Here is a 21,378-nt window from a genome sequence, read left to right on the forward strand (position 1 = left end):
CTATTTAACATTACCCACGCAAATGTATTTGATCTCTAGATAGTCTTCGATACCATATTTTGAGCCTTCGCGTCCTAGACCTGACTGTTTTACTCCGCCAAACGGAGCCGCAGCGTTAGAAATCAATCCTGTGTTAACCCCAACAATGCCATACTCAAGTTTTTCAGATACCCGAATAGTTTGATTTAAATTTTCCGTATAGATGTAGGATGCAAGGCCGTAAATGGTGTCATTTGCTAGTTTTAAAGCTTCCTCTTCCGTTTCAAACTTAAATACGGGGGCAATGGGCCCGAATATCTCATCTGTAGAAAATCGCATTTCAGGGGTGGCGTTTTTGACTACAGTCGGCTCGAAAAATAATTCATTGTAAGAGCCACCTGTGGTCACCTGCGCACCCTTCTCTACCGCATCCTGCAAAAGCTCTTTGGAATGATCGACAGCATCTTGATTGATCATAGGACCGATGATGGAGTCTTCGGCGAGACCATTGCCAACTTTAAGATTTGCAACGGCATCAGCCAATTTATCGCAGAATTCATCATAAATTTTAGACTGCACATAGATGCGATTTGCACATACGCATGTCTGCCCTGCATTTCGGAATTTAGCGGCAACGGCACCTTCAACAGCAGCATCAACGTCAGCTTCGTTGAACACGATAAAAGGAGCATTTCCGCCCAATTCGAGGGAAATTTTCTTAATGGTCGAAGCGGATTGCTGCATCAATAAACGCCCTACTTCAGTAGAGCCCGTGAAGCTGAATTTGCGAACGATAGGGCTTTCAGTGAGCACCTTACCGATCTCGCTGGATTTTCCTGTGATCACATTGAACACGCCAGGCGGGATGCCGGCCTCGAGAGCGAGCGATGCCATAGCCAATGCAGAAAATGGAGTTTGAGATGCAGGACGTGAAACAAATGTACACCCTGCAGCAAGAGCTGGAGCCACTTTGCGGGCAATCATAGCATTCGGAAAATTCCAAGGAGTAATCGCAGCACACACACCAACAGGCTGCTTTATGACCACAATGCGTTTATCGCCGCTTGGAGCAGGAATAGTGTCACCATAGACACGCTTAGCCTCTTCCGCAAACCATTCGATGTATGCGGCCCCATACAAAATCTCGCCCTCAGCTTCTTTTAGCGGCTTGCCCTGCTCGATAGTGAGCAAACGTGCGAGATCCTCTTTATGTTCAATAATTAGGTCGTACCATTTACGTAGCAAATCTGAGCGTTCGTTCGCAGACATAGCAGACCATTGTGGCAATGCCCTCTGAGCCGCCTCCACAGCTTGTTCCGCCTCTTTTGCTCCCATTTTCGGAACTGTGCCAACTGTTTCACCTGTGGCTGGATTAGAGACTTCAATGGTTTCGCCGCTATAGGAGTCCATCCATTGATCGCCGATAAGTGCTTGCTGTTTGAATATTAATGGATTGAATTTCATGCTACCCTCTAAAATTTGAACCTTGATGTGCCGCCTCGTATATTTTACTAATATCGTGTGACACTCCCGCTCTCTTCGCAACGTACTTAGATGATGGCATTTTATTTACTAGCTTTTTGATCGCCCTGTATTGTGAGAATTTTCCGATAATTCGCTTCTAATTCTTCAAGCGTTTCTGTACCCGTGCGAATATCGAAATATTTCCCATCGTGTTCAATCAGTAATGTAGGATACGAACTTACACCCAACTCCCGAGCTTGATTAAAATCATTTTCAGGAATCGAAGTATCATTCCAATTTGCACGAATTTTTTCAATTATTTCTGTGGCAATGCCATAGTTCTCAAAAATCGCTTCATATGCATCAAAATCGCCTAAAGACCTGCCCTCGAGATACATAAGTTTTTGAATATCCCATCCTAATTCAACCCATTTTTCTGATGGGACCACTTCTCGCAATATACTAAACACTAGTCCTGGTTGATTAGAATTCAGAATGGTCGACCCTTCATCTAGCATTGAATTGTACGCATCGGAAAATGCCACACCATAAATCTGAGATACTTGAGCATTCGAATTTTTTATATAGTTATACTCGCTAATAGGCTTTATGCGGTCCCCCGTAACCAGACCCCCCGAAACCATCTTCAATTCAAGCTCAGGATGATTTCGCACAAATTTGGTAAGAACAGATTCAAACCCATAACACCAACCACAAATCGCATCCCACACATAAATTAACTTCATATTATCTCCCTATAACTATCTCTTATACTATAAGGGTTTAGTGGCTTATTTCAAGTTTTGGATGGCAATGGAAATTAAAAACGATTTAGATGCAGGATTAATCTTTGCAGATGTTGACAGCCTGCGTGCATTTATTAAATATACATTGGATGGCAATGTCATGGATATCCTCTCAACTCAGGTCCCCTCAGAGATCGGCGGACGGGGTGTAGCTGCTGAATTGACTAAATTTGCTTTGAATTTAGCTAGAAAAAATAATTGGGAAGTTCGACCTACTTGTGGGTATACAAAAGCTTATTTGAAGAGGTATGGGCGTTAGCTTGTTAGGGCGTGGCCAGGTATAGATTTTTTACTTTAATAATTAGCAAACGTAAACCAATAATAACGTAAAGGGTATAAATTTTACTGATTCAAATCTATAAACCATTTCTTGGCTTGGTCTCCAAGATATGGGCCATAAGCTACCAAATTATCAGCTTCTTCTAAACTGCATTGTTCCGAGTGACCTAAAATATTAATTTTTTCAGCTCGATTACCTATTTTTCTACTAAACAAAAAAAGGTTGCTTTCTTGTTCGCTTAATTTGAAATCAGATTCATGACCTATGATTCGCCATTCACCATCATCATGAAATTTTTTCTTATCCAATGCAGTATAGACATCGAGAATGAAATGTCTTCCAGCAATGGAGCTATTTAAAATCTCATCAACTGTTAAGTCATTTGGTTCAGTGTGAATTATGTTAAACGGTCTGAATACAAAACCTGCACCAGTTTTGGCAATTAGTTGGCCATACGAATATTTTGAACCGTCAGAATCTAATTCATAACAAATAATATCCCCAACTTTTATATTTCTTAGTGCTGTGCTTTTTTTTAATGACCATTCCCAAAGTTTAATATTTCTCATAAATACTCCAAACGTTTACTGGATTTGTTTCTTCAAATTAGAGTTTAGTTAGCCCATTGCTCGTTTTAAGGACATATTATGAGTTCAAAATATTGCAAAAATTCGCATTATGTTGGCAATGCTCGTTGTCATTGCCAAAGGAAATTAAACTCGTTTTTGTTTAAATAGTCTAAAAAATATATTAAGTATTAGGAAGAGATTTTTCTACTTCGAAACTTAACTTACCCAATTCAAAATCTAGAAAATGTTGAGATTCAAGCTCCTCAAGTTTGAAAGTAATTTTCTCAAAGTCGCTTAATGTTTTGACTGATAATGCCCAAAAAGTTGTGGACATCTTTTCTATCTCACAACCGCATTTTTCCATAATTCTGTAAATTACATCTATATCGACTGTCTTATTTAGATATACAACTCTAATAGTTGAATTATCGGAATGCTTAACAATGCTATAGAAATAATACACACCATCTTTAATTGTGTAGGAAACTATATCACCCAAGGATACTTCTTTAGTGTAAAAGGGTATGTTATCTATACGTAACAGACTATTGTCTAATTTTTTCCACCCATAAGCTCTCTTGTGCCCCAGGTGGATATCCATCTTCTACATCTAATTCAAAGAATAGGTTTTCGCTCATTTGAATTAGTAGAAATAGTACTCTTTCCTAACTTAAAAATTTTAATTAATAGTCAAGGTTTTGATGTTAGTGGGGGTCGATTTTAAACTGCCAAACATGTCATCTTTTGAGATTCAAGTAGTAATCATCGTAAGATTCCACGAATAAATCTTTAACTCTTTCGTGGTAAATTAAAACCTCTGAGAAAATTTCATCTTCAAAATCAGGTATTAATGTAAGATTGTGATTTGGAAAAACGTAAATTTCATCATCAACTAAAGGATTTTCGCTCTCAAGAAATTTAGTTAGATTATCAAAATTTATTTCCTGACCGTCGAGAATAAAACTTTTTAACGTCCCTAGCAGAAAGGGTGGCAATGTACTCCTCTCCTTCAAAATCCTCTAACTCATAAAGCACACCAGATGATTTTGCAGTATTTTTATAAAATTTGGATTTTGAGGTCCCCAAACATAAACCATTCAAACATCCATTTTTAATTTCTAAATTCATAATTTAAAAATTCCATAATTCACATTTTTTCTAATTTGCCTATTTTATGATGAAGTAGATAAATTTATCCCTTAAAAATAGAGAGATAGTCAGGGACACCGTTTATAACTTACTTATAAAATCACCGAATATCGGGATTTCTTTGCTCTTTTGAGATCTTTTATCGAATAGTCTTGAATTTGTAATTTTTAATCTCACATCTCTTCCCACAATCTAACTAGAATTACAACTTCGAAATTTGCTATTCAAAAAGCGATGGGGCTATTATAGAATGCCGATTTTGTTTGAAGGGGTAATTTTAAATTGCCGGGGACAATTGCCTAATGCATCAAGCTCAAACTGATTCTCTGATAATGGGTTTTTCGCTAAGGTGAGTCGCCCATTTAAGTCATAGTCATACTCACGAACTTCATCTGCACTAGAAGTCTTAGTCATACGACCCATAATGTCGTACTGGAAGTTTAAAGTTTGATCTACAAACGTAACACTATCTAAACGCCCTGTTAACTTATTGACCTGATAGCGCTTCTCTTTACCGTCAAACCCTCTTTCATAAACTAGCCTACTAAGCGGATCGTACTCAAAGAGGTATTTGTCATTGTTTTCATTAATATGCTTAGATAGCCTACCAAGCACATCGTACCTATAGCCAACTTCATGATTAAGGGCATCAACTCGTGTTTCAATTCGACCTACAGGGTTATTTTTATAACGTGTCTCACGAACAAGACCGTCAATGAACTTAAGTAGACGCCCTTCAGCATCATGCTCTAGATATACGGGGTGGATAAATTGTCCTCGAAACTAGCCTCAAAGTTTAATTTTGTAAAATTAATTCTTAGTCAATTTTTGCTCTGCTACCCGTAAAGCCTCTTTCAAAATTATAATGTCTCCTTTAGGTACCTTCCAGGGGGATTTCATTTTGGGATGCTCTAGACATCTATCTAAAGAATCAATGATAAGTTTTAATCGTTGATTATAGTCTCCATTGAGAAAAGAGTGATAATCAATTTTGAAACGAAACTCTAAATCTTGCTTTTTTATGCTTCGTCTAGTTATCTCAGGTAACTCCATAGATTCCATTACTGGTCCTTCCAACATAGCAATATATGCCCAGCACCAATCTTTATATTCATCCGAAAATTTTTTTTCTTCTAAGTAGAAATTTACATTTTTTTCAATTTCATTCGCAATCTTTATAAACTCTGACCCTACAGTATGCTCTGCTTCAGCAGATATCCATAATCTCATTTCATTAACTCCTAAAAACCATATCAAACTACCAATCAGATTTATTAAGTGGTGGACGGAATCCACCATGACAATTCTTGTAATTAAGAATTTCTTTATGTTGCCATTGATGCATATCCTTTTTAGACCCAGATGTGATTATTTCCATCCAAGCATTTTCATTCTCTAAGAAGGATTTAGAATATCGCTTCTTCGGATTTGTTGTTTCCCCAAATTTTAAAATCTCATCTGTATCTATATCTTTCAAAACATACCCATAAGTCTTTTTACTACATTGATGGCTATTTCCATGTTTAGAATTGGCTTTACTTTTAGGTTTAGGTCCAGGTTTTTTAGCAAATTTGCCATACTTGTTGAAGTATAGTTTTCTAGCAACTCCACCTACAACTACTTGTATAATTTTCCCATATACAAGCCCCCACGGATCAAACCACTCCACAGGGTTAGGTGCATACTGATAGAGGTTTATGCCACCCAATAAACCTATCGGGTCTTGAGATATAAATCTACCAATCTCTGTGTCATAGTAGCGGAAGGTATTGTAGTGAAGCTCACTTTCTGCATCAAAGTACTGACCTTGGAATCTATGATTGTTTATTACACCATCATCAGATACAGGAGCTGAGATTATCGTATCACCCCATGCCTTTGCTTGTGCTTCCCACACCACTTCTTGTTCTGAATTCATCAGAATCTGTGGAGTGCCTATCTGATCATTCACATAGTGATAGACGGCTGGACTACTACTGCCTGCCCCTCCAGAGCTTCCATAACCAAGCCCCACGGTAGCAGAATTCGTATACTGCACAAGTGGTACAAACTCTCCATCCTCATACAAGTACTGAACTTCCGAGCTTAGCTTTCTTGTCTCTGAGCCTGATTCTTTTCTAATCTGAGCCTGAACTGCTAACTGCTCTCCAATCCTTTCCTCAGACGCAATAGTTAAACCATCCCAGTCATAAAGCGTCTGCTCTAATACCTCTTTAGTCCTTACATCTACTACTCTCTTACCTATCCTTCTGCCAAACACATCATAGCGGTACTGAGTATCAAGCTTACTTCCTGCTGCTAGACCCAAACCTCTAAATGTTGTAGATTTCATTTGATTGAATCCATCCCAATCAAATGTCTGTATTCCCTTAGCACTCTCTTTTTTGATTAAATTACCTCTTTGGTCATAATCAAAGTGTGAGCCCGAGATGTGCCTTAGCAGATTGCCCATCACTTTAGATACATTTTTTGGCAATGTATTTTCAGTTTGATGTTGATATGTGCTTAAAGCAGTATGCTCTTTACTTAAGATATTGTGTGCTGGGTCAAAGCTAAAGGTCTCCTCTCCTAATGGTCCCTTAGCATTGATTAGTCTTCCTATCGGGTCATAACGGTAGCTAAGCTCACCTTTGCGACTATCTTTAATGTTGATTAACTGATTTGCTCCATCATATTGATAGTCTCGATTGAGTATGCTTTTCTTGACGTATTTGCCACTTTGAGTGTGTTGATTAGCTAGACGACCTGCTACATCATATGCTGTGGTCTGAAGCATATCCTGAGCCCAATGGCGTTTTACTTCACGGTGATTGTCATCTCGTTCATAGTCAACGATTCGCTCTTTATCAAGCAACATTCCATGAAGATGACCTGAACCATATCTTAAATAATCAACCTCTTTTCCATCTGGCCTTACTGTTTTGATAAGGTTAGATAGCTCATCGTATTCAAACCTCCATAGCTTGGTTACATGATGATCAAAGATGTCATACGAGTGGATCTCCCTTAACACATTACCTAATGCATCAAGCTCAAACTGATTCTCTGATAATGGGTTTTTCGCTAAGGTGAGTCGCCCATTTAAGTCATAGTCATACTCACGAACTTCATCTGCACTAGATGTCTTAGTCATACGACCCATAATGTCGTACTGGAAGTTTAAGGTCTGATCTACAAACGTAACACTATCTAAACGCCCTGTTAACTTATTGACCTGATAACGCTTCTCTTTACCGTCAAACCCTCTTTCATAAACCAGCCTACTAAGCGGATCGTACTCAAAGAGGTATTTGTCATTGTTTTCATTAATAAGCTTAGATAGCCTACCAAGCACATCGTATCTATAGCCTACTTCATGATTAAGGGCATCAACTCGTGTTTCAATTCGACCTGCAGGGTTATATTTATATCGTGTCTCACGATCAAGCCCGTCTATAAATTTGAGTAGACGACCTTCAGCATCATGCTCTAAATATACGGGGTTAATTTATGTTAAATTTACTTTGGCAAAGTTAAAGAACTGGGCTCAACACCCTTAGTACGAAATTGAAATATAAAATTTATAAACTTACCAAAATATGTCAACACCACAGCCATATTCTTTTCTGATGCAGTCAATCACTTCATTATAGGTATATCTTCTTTTATTTTTTACAGTAAGCTCAATAAGTTTAAATTTAACATCAAATTGTTCGTTATAACCAGTGGGTATAACAGGCTCCTTAGCCATATTAGTACTAAATAAATCGTTTTCAATCACTGGAACATCTAAACCTAACTTTTTTCGAACCTTAATGAGATTTATTAATTCCATTGGTACTAAACCGCTGTCCAAAAATTCTTCGTATCCCCTTTTTTCGCTCTGTTGCAACCCTATGCCATTTAAATGATAATCACACAATTCATTCCAATAATTGTTATTTAATTTTGACAAATCGTTCCAATTATCAATGATATTCTGATAAATACCGTAGCCAGAGCCATATTTAAGAACAAATTCTTTAGCAGGATTTTCTCCAATCCATTTTTCAATGAGAAAATGTACCAACTGAGTGCTTGGATAAACACTTTGCAACTTGAATTCCTTATTCGATAAATTACTTTCATTTGTTAAATATGATAAAGAAATATCAATTAATTTATAGATTAAATCCTTTCTTTCAACATAAAGGGAATATTCGAACGCCCCTTTAAGGTGATCAAGCCACACATCATTACTATGACCATAAGCCCAAAACACTGCGGTTCTTTCAAAAAATTTCCAGCAATCTTCATTACCTTGAAATAATAAATTTTTTGCTTTGGCATGAGTACAATCAGGAAGTCCCGACAAAGTTACCCACACAACATTAGAATAATTTTTTAGATTTTCATCTCTGGCGAAAAAATTATATTCATCAATAAAAAAAGAGTCACTATCCTCTGTACATATTGATTTATTATATTTATAAAGTTTAACTGCCTTTTCTATCTTTTTTTTCATCCCTTGCATTGTATTCTTATTGAACGTTCATCTATGTTTATTTGAACTAAAATGTTTCTCAATTTATTCTTTGCTTGTGCATCTCTAATATTTCTTAGAAGATTTTTCTGATAGTTTGGCATATTACCCCATCTACCATTTGTATTGCCCATCATTTTTCTTATATTGTTATTTGTCCAAGTGGACATATTGCTTTTACTTCGCCAATAACTTTGACTTGTTTTAACTTCAATAATATTTATGAATCCATCTGGCGTCATAGTAACAAGATCAAAACCATGTCCTGATGCATTTTGTATAGATCCTAATATCTTGTGTCCTTGCTTATTTAAGAATTTAGATGCTATTTTTTCTCCCCAGGGACCAATTGCACTCCACCCTAACGGGTCAACCCACTCTATAGGGTTAAGTACATACTGATAGAGGTTCAATCCACCCAACAATCCTATTGGATCTAGTGAAATGAACCTACCAATCTCAGGGTCATAGTAGCGGAAGGTATTATAGTGCAGTTCACTTTCTGCATCAAAGTACTGACCTTGGAATCTATGATTGTTTATTACACCATCATCAGATACAGGAGCTGAGATTATCGTATCACCCCATGCCTTTGCTTGTGCTTCCCACACCACTTCTTGTTCTGAATTCATCAGAATCTGTGGAGTGCCTATCTGATCATTCACATAGTGATAGACGGCTGGACTACTACTGCCTGCCCCTCCAGAGCTTCCATAACCAAGCCCCACGGTAGCAGAATTCGTATACTGCACAAGTGGTACAAACTCTCCATCCTCATACAAGTACTGAACTTCCGAGCTTAGCTTTCTTGTCTCTGAGCCTGATTCTTTTCTAATCTGAGCCTGAACTGCTAACTGCTCTCCAATCCTTTCCTCAGACGCAATAGTTAAACCATCCCAGTCATAAAGCGTCTGCTCTAATACCTCTTTAGTCCTTACATCTACTACTCTCTTACCTATCCTTCTGCCAAACACATCATAGCGGTACTGAGTATCAAGCTTACTTCCTGCTGCTAGACCCAAACCTCTAAATGTTGTAGATTTCATTTGATTGAATCCATCCCAATCAAATGTCTGTATTCCCTTAGCACTCTCTTTTTTGATTAAATTACCTCTTTGGTCATAATCAAAGTGTGAGCCCGAGATGTGCCTTAGCAGATTGCCCATCACTTTAGATACATTTTTTGGCAATGTATTTTCAGTTTGATGTTGATATGTGCTTAAAGCAGTATGCTCTTTACTTAAGATATTGTGTGCTGGGTCAAAGCTAAAGGTCTCCTCTCCTAATGGTCCCTTAGCATTGATTAGTCTTCCTATCGGGTCATAACGGTAGCTAAGCTCACCTTTGCGACTATCTTTAATGTTGATTAACTGATTTGCTCCATCATATTGATAGTCTCGATTGAGTATGCTTTTCTTGACGTATTTGCCACTTTGAGTGTGTTGATTAGCTAGACGACCTGCTACATCATATGCTGTGGTCTGAAGCATATCCTGAGCCCAATGGCGTTTTACTTCACGGTGATTGTCATCTCGTTCATAGTCAACGATTCGCTCTTTATCAAGCAACATTCCATGAAGATGACCTGATCCATATCTTAAATAATCAACCTCTTTTCCATCTGGCCTTACTGTTTTGATAAGGTTAGATAGCTCATCGTATTCAAATCTCCATAGCTTGGTAACATGATGATCAAAGATGTCATATGAGTGGATCTCCCTTAATACATTACCTAATGCATCAAGCTCAAACTGATTCTCTGATGTTGGGTTTTTCGCTAAGGTGAGTCGCCCATTTAAGTCATAGTCATACTCACGAACTTCATCTGCACTAGAAGTCTTAGTCATACGACCCATAATGTCGTACTGGAAGTTAAGGGTTTGATCTACAAACGTAACACTATCTAAACGCCCTGTTAACTTATTGACCTGATAACGCTTCTCTTTACCGTCAAACCCTCTTTCATAAACCAACCTACTAAGCGGATCGTACTCAAAGAAGTATTTGTCATTGTTTTCATTAATAAGCTTAGATAGCCTACCAAGCACATCGTATCTATAGCCTACTTCATGATTAAGGGCATCAACTCGTGTTTCAATTCGACCTGCAGGGTTATATTTATATCGTGTCTCACGATCAAGACCGTCAATGAACTTAAGTAGACGCCCTTCAGCATCATGCTCTAAGTATACTGGGTTGGTTCCACTTCTTTCTACTTTGCAGATATTGCTGTAATAGTCATAGAAATATTCTTCTGTCGTCCCGCAAGGCTCAGTCATTTTAACTAAACGACCTAAAAGATCATAGTCCCATTTAGTGGTTTTACCTGAGCAATCCCTAAAAGATGCCACCTCTCCAGTTGGATGGTATGTGATGTGTTTATTACCACCTTTAGCATCTTGTATACGAATCACTTGACCTTTAGTGTTGTACTGATACTTAGTGACATGACCCAAAGGATCTATCTCAGACTCTACCAATTTCAAATTGTTATATGTTCTATGCCACTCGTAACCCATTGGATCAATCAGTGTTATCAGATTATTATCTGAGTCATAGTCATATCTAATGCTAGTATTGTTTGGTTGTATAACTTCTACTAAGTTATCAAAAGAGTCGTAGACAAATTTACTTGTAGTCCCATCTTGATATGTAACCTGAGTGATATTGTTATATTTATCACGTTGATTGATTCGCTTAGTTCCATCGCAGTAATGAATCTGCATTAAATAATTGTCTTCATTAAAGAGATATTTTGTAGTTTGACCTAAAGCATCCGTCACATAAGTGGATAATTCTTTACGATCGTATCTTATATACAATGCCTCAGAACCATCATCTAAACTTTCATGGACACATCGACCTTGAGCACCATCAATCTCCCAAGCCAAGTTGACACCACGAGCAGTCTTATCTTCGTATCTGGTAATTAAGTGATTGGATTGATATTTGTATTTATTTGAAAGTGCAAACCTATCTGTAGCCGTTATTAAGTTACCATCGGCATCATAGGAATATTTAGCAAGTACAACTTCAACTTTGTTGCCTGTCTCTAAATCAGTTTCGTAGTAGTAAACCTCATCAAATCTATTCTGATCGTCGTATCTAAAATATATGTTATATAAATCATTTTCTAAATTAGATAAACGTGACTCATCATCATAATCAAGCTTCAGTAAGTTGTTCTGAGCATCAGTACATAGGTGCAATCTAAAAACTGAGCCTATTTTCTTAAATATTAATTTGTTGTCGTTTTTGTACCTGATTTGCAAAGTATCAGGATCAACTTGCGACCAGAATATTTCTTCATTCCTGTCATAGATTTCTTTATTTAAAGGTATTTGTTGTGGACAACGCACCAACCTTCCTTCAAAATTAACAAATACAGGAGTCTCTTTATGCAAATATATAAATTGCATATATGGCGTCATCCATCTTGGTCCTAATGGACTTAATACAGACTGCTGATCAAATGCATAGTTGTTTGATCGATACATCCTAGTCCAAGATATTTTCTTTATTCCTGGTAATGCAAAGTCAGTATGATAAAAACGCTCTTCACCTAATGAAAAGTCAATTGAATGCGGTGATGCAGCTTGAGCCACTGCTCCAGAAACAGCTTCCATACCAATATCAGTTATGCCATCTACAGCCATCCCTAAAATTGGAGCCAATGGATTCTTACTGGACGATAAACCTTTACATTCTTTACAATCTGCACCAGGTTTGTCAGAATCCTTATCTTTATTATTACCTTTCTTATTATCTCCACCACCATCTTTTTTATCGGATTTGCCTTTACCTGAACCACCCTTACCAGATCCACCGCCACTTCCAGCCCCAGAGAACCAAACTTTAAGACCTCTATTAAATCTCAATCCAACTAAATCAGTCGCTGCACTTCCATCTTTATTTTCTTTACCTATGAGTTGACCACTAACACCCGAAGCCCCAACACTAAAATATTGTTTGCTATTACTTTGAACAACTCCACTTAGATATAGAATATTAAGACCTAAATTCTGTGCCCCAACTGAACCTTTAACTCCCGTTACACTGATACTAGTTGGAACATTATTTACATGGTTAATTTTATTTTTTGCTGATATAAGTTCAAATTCAAATACTAGAGGTGCCTTATTCGTTATTGATGCTTCAGTCTGCATGGTATAACCTAAAAGTGCACTAACATCTACATTTGCTCCTGAGTCTATTTTCGTAGATGAACTCTTAGCTTCAATACCTAATTTTGGTGTCTTCCAAGATAGAGTTCCAGTGTTTAACTTTGACTTAGTATTTATATTAAATATTTCATCCACACCAACACTTTGAACCACATCTCCATTTACTTCTTCCTCATCTGAAGTTTCAGAATTTAAGTGATAACCAAGCATATTATGAGTAGCTACACCTGATACTGTACTAGTAAACGTACCCTTAATGGTTTCATCAACTCCGTCCAAATAGTCTTCTTTTAAATTACCTCCTATCTTCTCTGTTAGTTGAGTTTTAATCAGTCTCTCATGATCGCTCTCATACTTTCCTTCTTTACCACTTTTTAGGGTTATGTCTGAAGTACTATGTGTAGTATGAGAACGGAAACTTGATATTGAAGAAGTTACATTGCCATCAATTGTTTGTGTTTGCTTATCCTTAACGTGAGTATTCATATCACGTTCAGCTACAAAAGATAATAGTTCTTTGCCTGGACTATCCTCAAACATCATGCGGTTTGCATTGCTTGCATCACCATTTTTACTTCTTGTAAAAAATCCACTTTGAGTAGCATCATCTGGAAGGTTAACAGGAGGCATATTTTCATTGTTATAAACACGTCCAATTACCACAGGACGATCAGGCTGACCGTCTACAAAATCAACAACTACCTCTTCACCTACACGTGGAATTTGAACACCACCAAAACCAGATCCAGCCCATGGACTTGATACACGTACCCAGCAAGAACTATTCTCATCTTTCTTACCGTCCCTATCCCAGTGAAACTGTACTTTGATTCGACCATATTTATCTGTCCAAATCTCTTCGCCTGCAGGGCCTGTAACAACTGCCGTTTGAGGACCGCCCATCTTAGGTTCTTTATGAACCCTAGGTGCTCGATATTGGACATCGGCTGGGATAAGGAGAGCTGATGTCTCCAGGTTGAAGTTAACGTCATCTCCTGAAACGTAAGATTGAACTGATATGTCATACTCAGTCTTAACTACAAGATATTCCCCATCATCACCTGCGTATGGTGCTTGTTTTAGTTCTACCTTATATCCAGAGGAAATGTCTCTTAGCCGTGTGCGAGCCTCTGCATAGTCCTGAAGAGCTTGCAAAGATTCCAAATGCACTTTTGCATAATGCTCGGACTCATCAGCTGAAATATAACCACCAAATGGCTCGTAAATATCTAATTCTCTTCCTGGAGAATACTTACTACCTATGTTGCTTTCTCCAGATAAATCACCTCGAGGATTTTCAAAGTTATAGTCTTGTGTTGAATAAGAACTTGATGTGATTTGACCACCAGTTTGCCAATCAAACACATGTTGATCGTGAGCATAAGCCATTTTATCTTCATGATAAAAATAAGCTACTCCGTTTACAGGAAGTTTTGGATGAGTATCTTTAGAGTCCGTAAGTACTAAATAATGTTTTTTATCATCATGTCGGAACCAATAATAAATCCCCTCATGCTCTAATAGACGACTTATAAAAGAAAAATCTGTCTCGTTATACTGAACGCAGTAATTCCACTTCCTATAGTTTTCAAATAACTTATTCTCAATATTTACATCGTATTCTTCAAGAACCTTTTTGACCACATCCACCGCAGTCATCTCTTGGAATATGCGACTGTTGTTAGTCTGTGTGCTATACCATAAATGCGGAACTACTGTGAACTCGTAAATAAAGTATTTTCGTGAATCTTCAATTTTCTCACTTACCTTACGCACTGAGTTAATCATACCGTTTATGTACCTTACGGACTTCTCAGCATCTATTTCTATACTTACGTCTGTGCCTGGAAGTTGTGTTTGATCAATTGGCTTATCTTCAGCAACTGCCTGAACATGGTACTCAAATAAATTCGAAAGTTCGTCTTTACCCTTAAGAGATAAAAATCTTAGGCTATCGCCTAATACAGTTTTTAAATTAACGATACGATTCATGATAGTGGCCCTTTAGTATCGGATACTTGTGATGTATTTTGAGAATTGGTTCTAAATTGTTCTGACCATAGTTCAGCCTCAAATAAAGCCGCATCCTTTTCAATGGCTCCAGGAGCTGTCTTAAGATCAGATTGTTCTGTTAATGCTCGATGAAATCGTGTCTCACTAAGCTTCGCTTCATCGAAAGTTGATTCATTTAAATTAGAGTAAGAAAAATCCGTGTAATAGAGATTGCAATTGTTGAAACTGCACTTAATTGCACTGGCTTTTTTCCAATGCGTTAGCGATAAATCAGAATGGTCAAAATGTGATTTTTCAAAGTTAGCTTGAGCGAATACAGCTTGTTTTAAGTCTGCATTTTGAATCGAAAAGTTATGCCCATGAGCTTCAACAAATACTGAGAAAGGAGCTATACACTCATTCATAAGCACATTATTTAATTTACTACCCTTGAAAGAACATTGAGTTAGGTTAGCTTTAATAAATGAAGAATTAGTTAAATCACTATCTGTAAATGAGCACAATTTCAAATCAAAATTGTCAAAATTTGCACCTATGAGTTTTGATTTAGACCAGACTATATGATTGAGTTTGCAATTCTTTATCTTTATGGATCGACAATCCAAATCGTAAAAAATTGCTTTATACATTTGACAATTTTTAAAACTTACTTCCGACAAGTCTACATCTGCAAACAATGTTTCACTTAGGTCAGAATTTAAAAATGACACATAACTAAGTTTGCACTTTAGAATGGCACCCTTAGAAAAATATGAATTATGTACAGACAAACTTATTAACTTAGAGTTTGTCCACTTGACACTACAAAAATACGAATCCCTAATGAAGCAACTATCAACAATAGAATCATTAATAAATGCATCCAATACGTAACAATCCTCAAATGAACATCCAGTTAAATCACAAACATTAAAAGTGGTTTGACTTAATCGTACATCTATAAATTTCGTGTTTGAAAAATTAATATTATCAAACACTACCCCTGACAAGTCCCAATGCTTAAATACTCGATTGCTTAAATCCAATCCTTTTAAGGGCACACCATTATCTATCCACTCTTTAAGAAGTTTGTCATTAGGATGCATCAGACTCCCTCCCTTCAGTTGGCTCTAACTGTATAAACTCCATATAATTCTCATGTTCTATGCAGTCGTCCATAATAGTGGTGTGGCCCATTTCACATCTAAAAAAGTTAACGTGTGTAAAGTTGACTTCAGAGAATATGGAGTGAGTGAAAGTCCCTGACATCAAACTTGAATTTGTAAAATCAACTTTAGAAAATTTCGAGTGTCTAAAGAAAGAATCAGGCACTTCTATACCTGTCATATCAATATCCACAAAACTGGAATGAGAAAGCTCAGAGTTCTCAATTATTGCATTAGTAAAAAAGCAAGATCTAAAATTCTGTTTTCGTAAAGAACTATTTTTTATATAACAATCAGAAAAATCTATTTTATTTAGGGGATTCTCACTGATTACAGATAGGGCCTCAATCCACGAAGATTTAAAAGATGAATTTGCTATATCGGTAAGAGTGAAAGCAAAACGATAAAAATAATTTTTAAAAAAATTACAATTTTCTATATTGCATTCAGTATATGCACATCTTTGCCATTCACAATCGAGATATTCACAGTCTTTATAACTGCTTTGAATCGAAGAGAACCCATCGTGAACACAATCCTTGAACTTACAATTCAAAAAGGTTGATTGATGAACTAGCATCTCTTTGAAGGAACAAGATTCCAGATTACATTTGGTAAATGAGTATTCAAAGATAACTAATTTTTCAAACCTACAATTTTTAAAATAGGCCCCCTCAAATTTAGATTGATTAAAATTTGAAGTTAGAAATTCACAATCTTCGAATACAACGTTGTTAAGTTTGGCAAAAGAAAAAGCTGCCTCATTTAGTTTGCATTTAATAAATCTACACCCAGTTAAATTAGTGCCTTTAAAAATAGCAAACGAAAAATCAATATTCTTAAACTCAAGTCTTGATAAATCTGCTTCAGTTAGATGAATTGCCTCAACCGACTCGCCATTAGCAATCAAATCTATTAAACCATCTCTGGTTACCTTTCTAGCCAGTGAATTTACTAAAAATTCTCCTTGATCATATTGGGCAGTTAGGGACCACATTTTTTTCTTTAAATTATCAATACTTTGGTCACTATTCTCTTCAGAATACATCTCTTTTAATTTAGCTAGCTTTGTACTCTCGAGTTTTGGATTTTTTTTAATATTTTTTAAATCGTTAGTAGCAAAGTCATATAGTTCATTTGCCCTAGTTAGTTCATCAAATTCTTTATCCACACCTTTAGACAAAACATATCTTTTTCTTGCGGCTTTTACATTGTTAAAGTGTTTTCTTAGTTGTTCAACTCTTTCGTCTTGCCATTTTTGTTTTTCATTCAAGAACTTTAAATCTGATCTTGGTTGAGGACCAACTTCTTCAGGCAAATAATATGAACCGTCTAAACCAATTTCATTTATGTGTTCTCGAGTAATTTTTTTAATATAGTCTTGAAACTTTAGAAGCTTTTCAGTTAACTCTCCCACTTCCGCTGGTTCAGAATCAAAACCGATATGTTTTACATTTTCTGGTAACAAATCTTCATCCGAGAAAGCCTTAAGAGCAGATGTATAGTGATCCTCTCTCAAAGATATAAATTGCATGTAATGTTCAAGTGATTTAGGAGAATTTACCCATTCAAGAGATGCTAAAACGTGGACAATTTCTGTACCATCATCAAACCAACTAGGAAGGGATTCCTGAAAAATCAAAATATATTTTTCTAAATGTGGGACTAGCCAAAGAGTTTTAAGTTTAAGGGATACATCGGTAATCTCAACCTCATGCTCAGGTGTTTTCTGTAGTTTTACTAAACAACGTCCAGACCAGGCAGGAACTATACCTTTCCAAACTTCCTTTTCGGGATGCATATTGACAACAGAAAAGTTAGTATTATTTGGAAAGCAATCTAGATTTTTAAAAATTTGATCGTCTTGGGCCGCATTAAACATGGTTGGATCCATGTCAGGAAAGAAACCTGGGAAATCTCTTTTCTTCCACTCTTCACTATATGTGCCAACCTTACCGAATCTAACAGGCCAAACCATAGATTGGGGGCCAAAGTTGTAACTCTTATGTTCATCCCTTAGTTCGACAATTAACTGATTAGGATTTTCAAGATTAGGAAGTTTGATGGGTTCTTTAAAGTTTTCATCATTTTTTTTAATATACCCCTTACCCATAGGATTGTTCTCAAAGCCTTCTCCTCCATAGCTATTAGCCCAGGTTAAAGGTATTTCCTTGAACTCCTTAGGATTGGTAATATTTTTATCTATATATTCTCTATCACCGAAAACTCTAAGTTGTCGAACTAAATCGTTAACTCTAACAGTTAAATCAACCTTAGTTTTGTCATTAGAAAAATTTGTATATGCCTTACCAGAGACCAAAAACTCAGGGTTAACTTTAGGAATACCATATTCAATAATTCCACCTGAGTCCAACTCAGTATTAGCTAATTCCCATAATTTCTGTTCTGACTCAATTACTGGAACAAGCTCAGAAGCATCAACTAAAACTATGATGCTAAGACCTATCCTAGATTGGCCTCGCCACCTATAGGGTCTAACTTGAAGACTGAGAGGAAAGGGTTTGGATATTTTCATTTTAAATAATAACTTTTAAAGCCCTATGCTCTTTCTCTTTATATTCGTCAAAGTCAATACCGATTAAGTTTCCTGCTATTTCCTCTTTATCGTTAGTCTTTACAACACCTTTGAGGTTAAGACCTGCAGCACTTGCTTTAAGTAGTTGTTGGCTCATATCCTTAATAACAAAATTAAACTTGAAATCAGTGAAATCGTTATAGTAGAGGACCATCTTGTCTTCAAAACCAGTAACTTTAATTTTTAAGGAATCACCATTTTGTTTATGTTCACACGTAGAATCTAAAGTGTTCTGTACACTAATATGAGCCATCATTGCACCAGCTTCAGATTTAGTGTTTTGATTGATACCTAAAAATGGACCTATAGAACTGAATTTATAATCCCCAACGGTCATATCAACATTTTGTGCGGTTTGCTGCATATTTGAACCGTTAACAGTTACTGAGGTTTCTCCACCCACAGTTACATCCTCATCTATTTCATAACTATTAATACGACTTAAAGAAACAGTATCATTTCTTAAACCAGTTATATTTTGTTTTAATCCAGTTTTATACCCATGGATAGCAGGTTCTCCAGATACAGTAAAAGATTCTGTACCAATAGTTTTTTCTTTATTAGGACCTGTATAAGCTCTTTTTTGACGTTTATGTACAGTGTCTTTACTATCTCCAGAAACTTCTACTTTATGACCCTTATCGTGTTGATAAGTCGCTTTTCCAGTAACTTTTTTATTAACTAAACCACCATAACTCCATGTGTGAGCACCCACGATATTAGTTGCTGATGCACCACCGACATTGTGATTACTATCGTTTTTAACTTTAATATTCATTGCCTTTTGAGCAACCATCTTAAGAAGCTCTTGACCTAATGCATCTTCAAACAATAAGGAATTTGCTTGATCTGAAGTTCCGTCTTTTGTGCGTGTATGAAAACCACTTACTGTTGCATTGGCTGGTAATTCAACAGGCGGCATATTGTCTGCGTTATAAAGACGACCAACAATAACAGGTCTGTCAGGATGACCTCCTAAGAAATCAACTATTACCTCTTCATTTACACGCGGGATTTGCATACCTCCAAATCCACCACCTGCCCATGGACTTGATACACGAACCCAGCATGAACTATCACCATCTTCAATTAATGCTGAATCCCAATGGAATTTAACTTTAACTCTTCCATATTCATCGGTATGAATTGATTCCCCCTCAGGACCCATTACTACAGCTGTTTGAGGCCCATATGTGAAAGGAACTGGCGTAAGTTTGGGGTGGCGATACTGGGTCGATGCAGGAATCATTAAAACCTTAGATATTGCATAAGTTTTCTGACTTTCATTTGTAGCATAAGAAGCTTCAGAAAATTCGTAATCAATGTTCGTGATTAGGTACTTCTGGTTTTGTGATTTATTTGGATGTTTTTTTAAAGATATGGTGCTACCCACTGAAAGCATAGGGCTATTTGCTGTACCAAAATACTTTTTGCACTGAGATTCAAAAATTTCAACATTTATATCAGCGTATCTCTCACCTTCAGAAGTTTCTGTGTAATCCCCAATTGAATGATAAAACTCGAGATCAACTCCATGATTATTTTTAATAGATGAATCTTTCTCTACATACAAACTAGCATCGGGCTTATTTAGGTTGTAATCAACAGAACTAAATTTAGTAGGTGTGATGCTTATTTTAGGTTGCCATTCATAAAAATGTTCTTCAGTATGATCTAAACCAAGACCATGATCATAAAAGCTTAAGCTATCAAATGCATCTACTGGCTTATGAGAGTTTTTATTATCGGTGATAATTAGTTTATGCTTTCCATCACCATGTTCAAACCAATAGTACATGCCCTCATGTTCCATAAGTCTTGAAACAAATTCATAATCAGTCTCATCATATTGAACACAATATCCCCATTCTCGATAGCTTTCTTCAGTTTTAATTTCTATCTCAAATGGATAGTCTTCAAGTGTTTCTTTAATTACTTGAGGAATATTTTTCTTTTGAAAAATTTTGTAATGGTTAGTTTTTGTAGCAAGCCATAACCAAGGTCTAATAATAGCCTCGAAAATAAAATATCTTTCAGTAGTAGTTTCTTGACCTACACGTTTTGCTTGAGTAACCAAACCACTGAGGTATCTATTTTTATTTCCATTATTAACAATTATTGTTAATTCTTTACCTATAAGAGTTCGTGCATCGAAGTTTTTATCTTTGGAAACAAACTCTAATTTGAATTCATAAATAGATGATAAGGCTTCATTGCCACTCATTGATCTAAATAACAAGCTTTCTGAATCAAATGGACCGCTAATTTTGTATGTTCTACTCATATTTCTCTCCAGTTAAGCGGCCAAGATAGTGATATTCGGACAACTAGGTACCACCGTGAATCCTACAGTGTTAATGTTATTTTGAGGTCCACCACATCCCATTCGATTAGCAGGTGTACCAAAAACAAGTGTCGTATATGAATTCATCAAAACTCTTCTACTAGTAGCAGAAACTGTTTGAGAAATTAACCCCATTGCAACCCCTGGCAAATCACCAACCGTCACTGGTATCTGAGTAGCCATGTTGTGTGCGAAGACACTGTTAAACAGCACATTTATGGCTACAGGAATCGCAGCCATAGGAAAAGCCAAATCTGGGTATGGAATTGGTATTAGTGCCGGCGGAGTCTTACAAACATCAGGGAATGCAAAATCAAGTCCAACCATTTGATTAGTAGCAAACATAAA

Annotated in this window: 14 protein-coding genes and 1 pseudogene; 1 reads left to right on the forward strand and 14 read right to left on the reverse strand. The window is 36.5% G+C overall.

From position 1 onward, the window contains the following. Window positions 1–1,443 (reverse strand): NAD-dependent succinate-semialdehyde dehydrogenase, encoded by a 1,443-nt coding sequence (locus TASI_RS05010; protein ID WP_014111680.1) that lies wholly within the window; start codon window positions 1,441–1,443, stop codon window positions 1–3. Between the two features lie 101 nt (window positions 1,444–1,544). Further along, window positions 1,545–2,189 carry a DsbA family protein gene (locus TASI_RS05015; RefSeq protein WP_014111681.1) on the reverse strand — a complete coding sequence of 215 codons (645 nt, stop codon included), beginning with the start codon at window positions 2,187–2,189 and terminating at the stop codon, window positions 1,545–1,547. A gap of 67 nt (window positions 2,190–2,256) precedes the next feature. Here TASI_RS05015 and TASI_RS05020 point away from each other — a divergent pair, with 67 nt between their 5' ends. Next, window positions 2,257–2,508, forward strand: coding sequence for a GNAT family N-acetyltransferase (locus tag TASI_RS05020; RefSeq protein ID WP_228359732.1), 252 nt, complete (start codon window positions 2,257–2,259; stop codon window positions 2,506–2,508). An 83-nt stretch (window positions 2,509–2,591) separates the two neighbouring features. On the opposite strand, the gene TASI_RS05025 is transcribed toward TASI_RS05020, so the two are convergent. The 12 genes and pseudogenes from TASI_RS05025 to TASI_RS05080 form a co-directional block, all read right to left on the reverse strand. Then, window positions 2,592–3,098 carry an Imm26 family immunity protein gene (locus tag TASI_RS05025; RefSeq protein ID WP_014111684.1) on the reverse strand — a complete coding sequence of 169 codons (507 nt, stop codon included), beginning with the start codon at window positions 3,096–3,098 and terminating at the stop codon, window positions 2,592–2,594. 181 nt (window positions 3,099–3,279) lie between these two features. Next, entirely contained in the window at window positions 3,280–3,597 is a 318-nt protein-coding gene (locus TASI_RS05030; protein ID WP_014111685.1) for a DUF4265 domain-containing protein, read from the reverse strand. A 431-nt stretch (window positions 3,598–4,028) separates the two neighbouring features. Continuing rightward, window positions 4,029–4,226 (reverse strand): hypothetical protein, encoded by a 198-nt coding sequence (locus TASI_RS07875; protein ID WP_014111686.1) that lies wholly within the window; start codon window positions 4,224–4,226, stop codon window positions 4,029–4,031. 303 nt (window positions 4,227–4,529) lie between these two features. Next, window positions 4,530–4,862, reverse strand: a pseudogene (locus tag TASI_RS05040) (RHS repeat-associated core domain-containing protein); the annotation flags it as partial. A gap of 195 nt (window positions 4,863–5,057) precedes the next feature. Then, a complete protein-coding gene (locus TASI_RS05045) occupies window positions 5,058–5,477 on the reverse strand; it encodes an Imm44 family immunity protein (RefSeq protein WP_014111688.1) in 420 nt (139 codons plus the stop codon). 28 nt (window positions 5,478–5,505) lie between these two features. Continuing rightward, the gene (locus tag TASI_RS05050; protein ID WP_476718176.1) at window positions 5,506–7,683 is read right to left on the reverse strand and encodes an RHS repeat-associated core domain-containing protein; all 2,178 of its coding nucleotides are present in this window, start codon (window positions 7,681–7,683) and stop codon (window positions 5,506–5,508) included. A 132-nt stretch (window positions 7,684–7,815) separates the two neighbouring features. Next, window positions 7,816–8,739 carry a hypothetical protein gene (locus TASI_RS05055; RefSeq protein ID WP_014111690.1) on the reverse strand — a complete coding sequence of 308 codons (924 nt, stop codon included), beginning with the start codon at window positions 8,737–8,739 and terminating at the stop codon, window positions 7,816–7,818. Beyond that, on the reverse strand, window positions 8,727–14,924 hold the full coding sequence (tssI, locus tag TASI_RS07805; protein ID WP_014111691.1) for a type VI secretion system tip protein TssI/VgrG: 6,198 nt from the start codon (window positions 14,922–14,924) through the stop codon (window positions 8,727–8,729). The genes TASI_RS05055 and tssI overlap by 13 nt, the downstream gene beginning before the upstream one ends. Continuing rightward, window positions 14,921–16,030, reverse strand: a complete 1,110-nt coding sequence (locus TASI_RS05065) for a pentapeptide repeat-containing protein (RefSeq protein ID WP_014111692.1) — start codon at window positions 16,028–16,030, stop codon at window positions 14,921–14,923. The genes tssI and TASI_RS05065 overlap by 4 nt, the downstream gene beginning before the upstream one ends. Continuing rightward, the gene (locus tag TASI_RS05070) at window positions 16,020–18,626 is read right to left on the reverse strand and encodes a DUF2169 family type VI secretion system accessory protein (protein WP_014111693.1); all 2,607 of its coding nucleotides are present in this window, start codon (window positions 18,624–18,626) and stop codon (window positions 16,020–16,022) included. The genes TASI_RS05065 and TASI_RS05070 overlap by 11 nt, the downstream gene beginning before the upstream one ends. Window position 18,627: 1 nt before the next feature. Then, window positions 18,628–20,970, reverse strand: a complete 2,343-nt coding sequence (locus TASI_RS05075) for a type VI secretion system Vgr family protein (RefSeq protein WP_014111694.1) — start codon at window positions 20,968–20,970, stop codon at window positions 18,628–18,630. A gap of 12 nt (window positions 20,971–20,982) precedes the next feature. Next, entirely contained in the window at window positions 20,983–21,375 is a 393-nt protein-coding gene (locus TASI_RS05080) for a DUF4150 domain-containing protein (protein WP_014111695.1), read from the reverse strand. Window positions 21,376–21,378: the final 3 nt, after the last annotated feature.

The sequence above is a fragment of the Taylorella asinigenitalis MCE3 genome (assembly GCF_000226625.1).
GTDB lineage: Bacteria > Pseudomonadota > Gammaproteobacteria > Burkholderiales > Burkholderiaceae_B > Taylorella > Taylorella asinigenitalis.

Excerpts from the sequence above, each read along its gene's own strand:
- TASI_RS05010 (WP_014111680.1), bottom strand. The coding sequence starts at position 1,443 with ATGAAATTCAATCCATTAATATTCAAACAGCAAGCACTTATCGGCGAT.
- TASI_RS05015 (WP_014111681.1), bottom strand. The coding sequence starts at position 2,189 with ATGAAGTTAATTTATGTGTGGGATGCGATTTGTGGTTGGTGTTATGGG.
- TASI_RS05020 (WP_228359732.1), top strand. The coding sequence starts at position 2,257 with ATGGAAATTAAAAACGATTTAGATGCAGGATTAATCTTTGCAGATGTT.
- TASI_RS05025 (WP_014111684.1), bottom strand. The coding sequence starts at position 3,098 with ATGAGAAATATTAAACTTTGGGAATGGTCATTAAAAAAAAGCACAGCA.
- TASI_RS07875 (WP_014111686.1), bottom strand. The coding sequence starts at position 4,226 with ATGAATTTAGAAATTAAAAATGGATGTTTGAATGGTTTATGTTTGGGG.
- TASI_RS05045 (WP_014111688.1), bottom strand. The coding sequence starts at position 5,477 with ATGAGATTATGGATATCTGCTGAAGCAGAGCATACTGTAGGGTCAGAG.
- TASI_RS05055 (WP_014111690.1), bottom strand. The coding sequence starts at position 8,739 with ATGCAAGGGATGAAAAAAAAGATAGAAAAGGCAGTTAAACTTTATAAA.
- tssI (WP_014111691.1), bottom strand. The coding sequence starts at position 14,924 with ATGAATCGTATCGTTAATTTAAAAACTGTATTAGGCGATAGCCTAAGA.
- TASI_RS05065 (WP_014111692.1), bottom strand. The coding sequence starts at position 16,030 with ATGCATCCTAATGACAAACTTCTTAAAGAGTGGATAGATAATGGTGTG.
- TASI_RS05070 (WP_014111693.1), bottom strand. The coding sequence starts at position 18,626 with ATGAAAATATCCAAACCCTTTCCTCTCAGTCTTCAAGTTAGACCCTAT.
- TASI_RS05075 (WP_014111694.1), bottom strand. The coding sequence starts at position 20,970 with ATGAGTAGAACATACAAAATTAGCGGTCCATTTGATTCAGAAAGCTTG.
- TASI_RS05080 (WP_014111695.1), bottom strand. The coding sequence starts at position 21,375 with ATGTTTGCTACTAATCAAATGGTTGGACTTGATTTTGCATTCCCTGAT.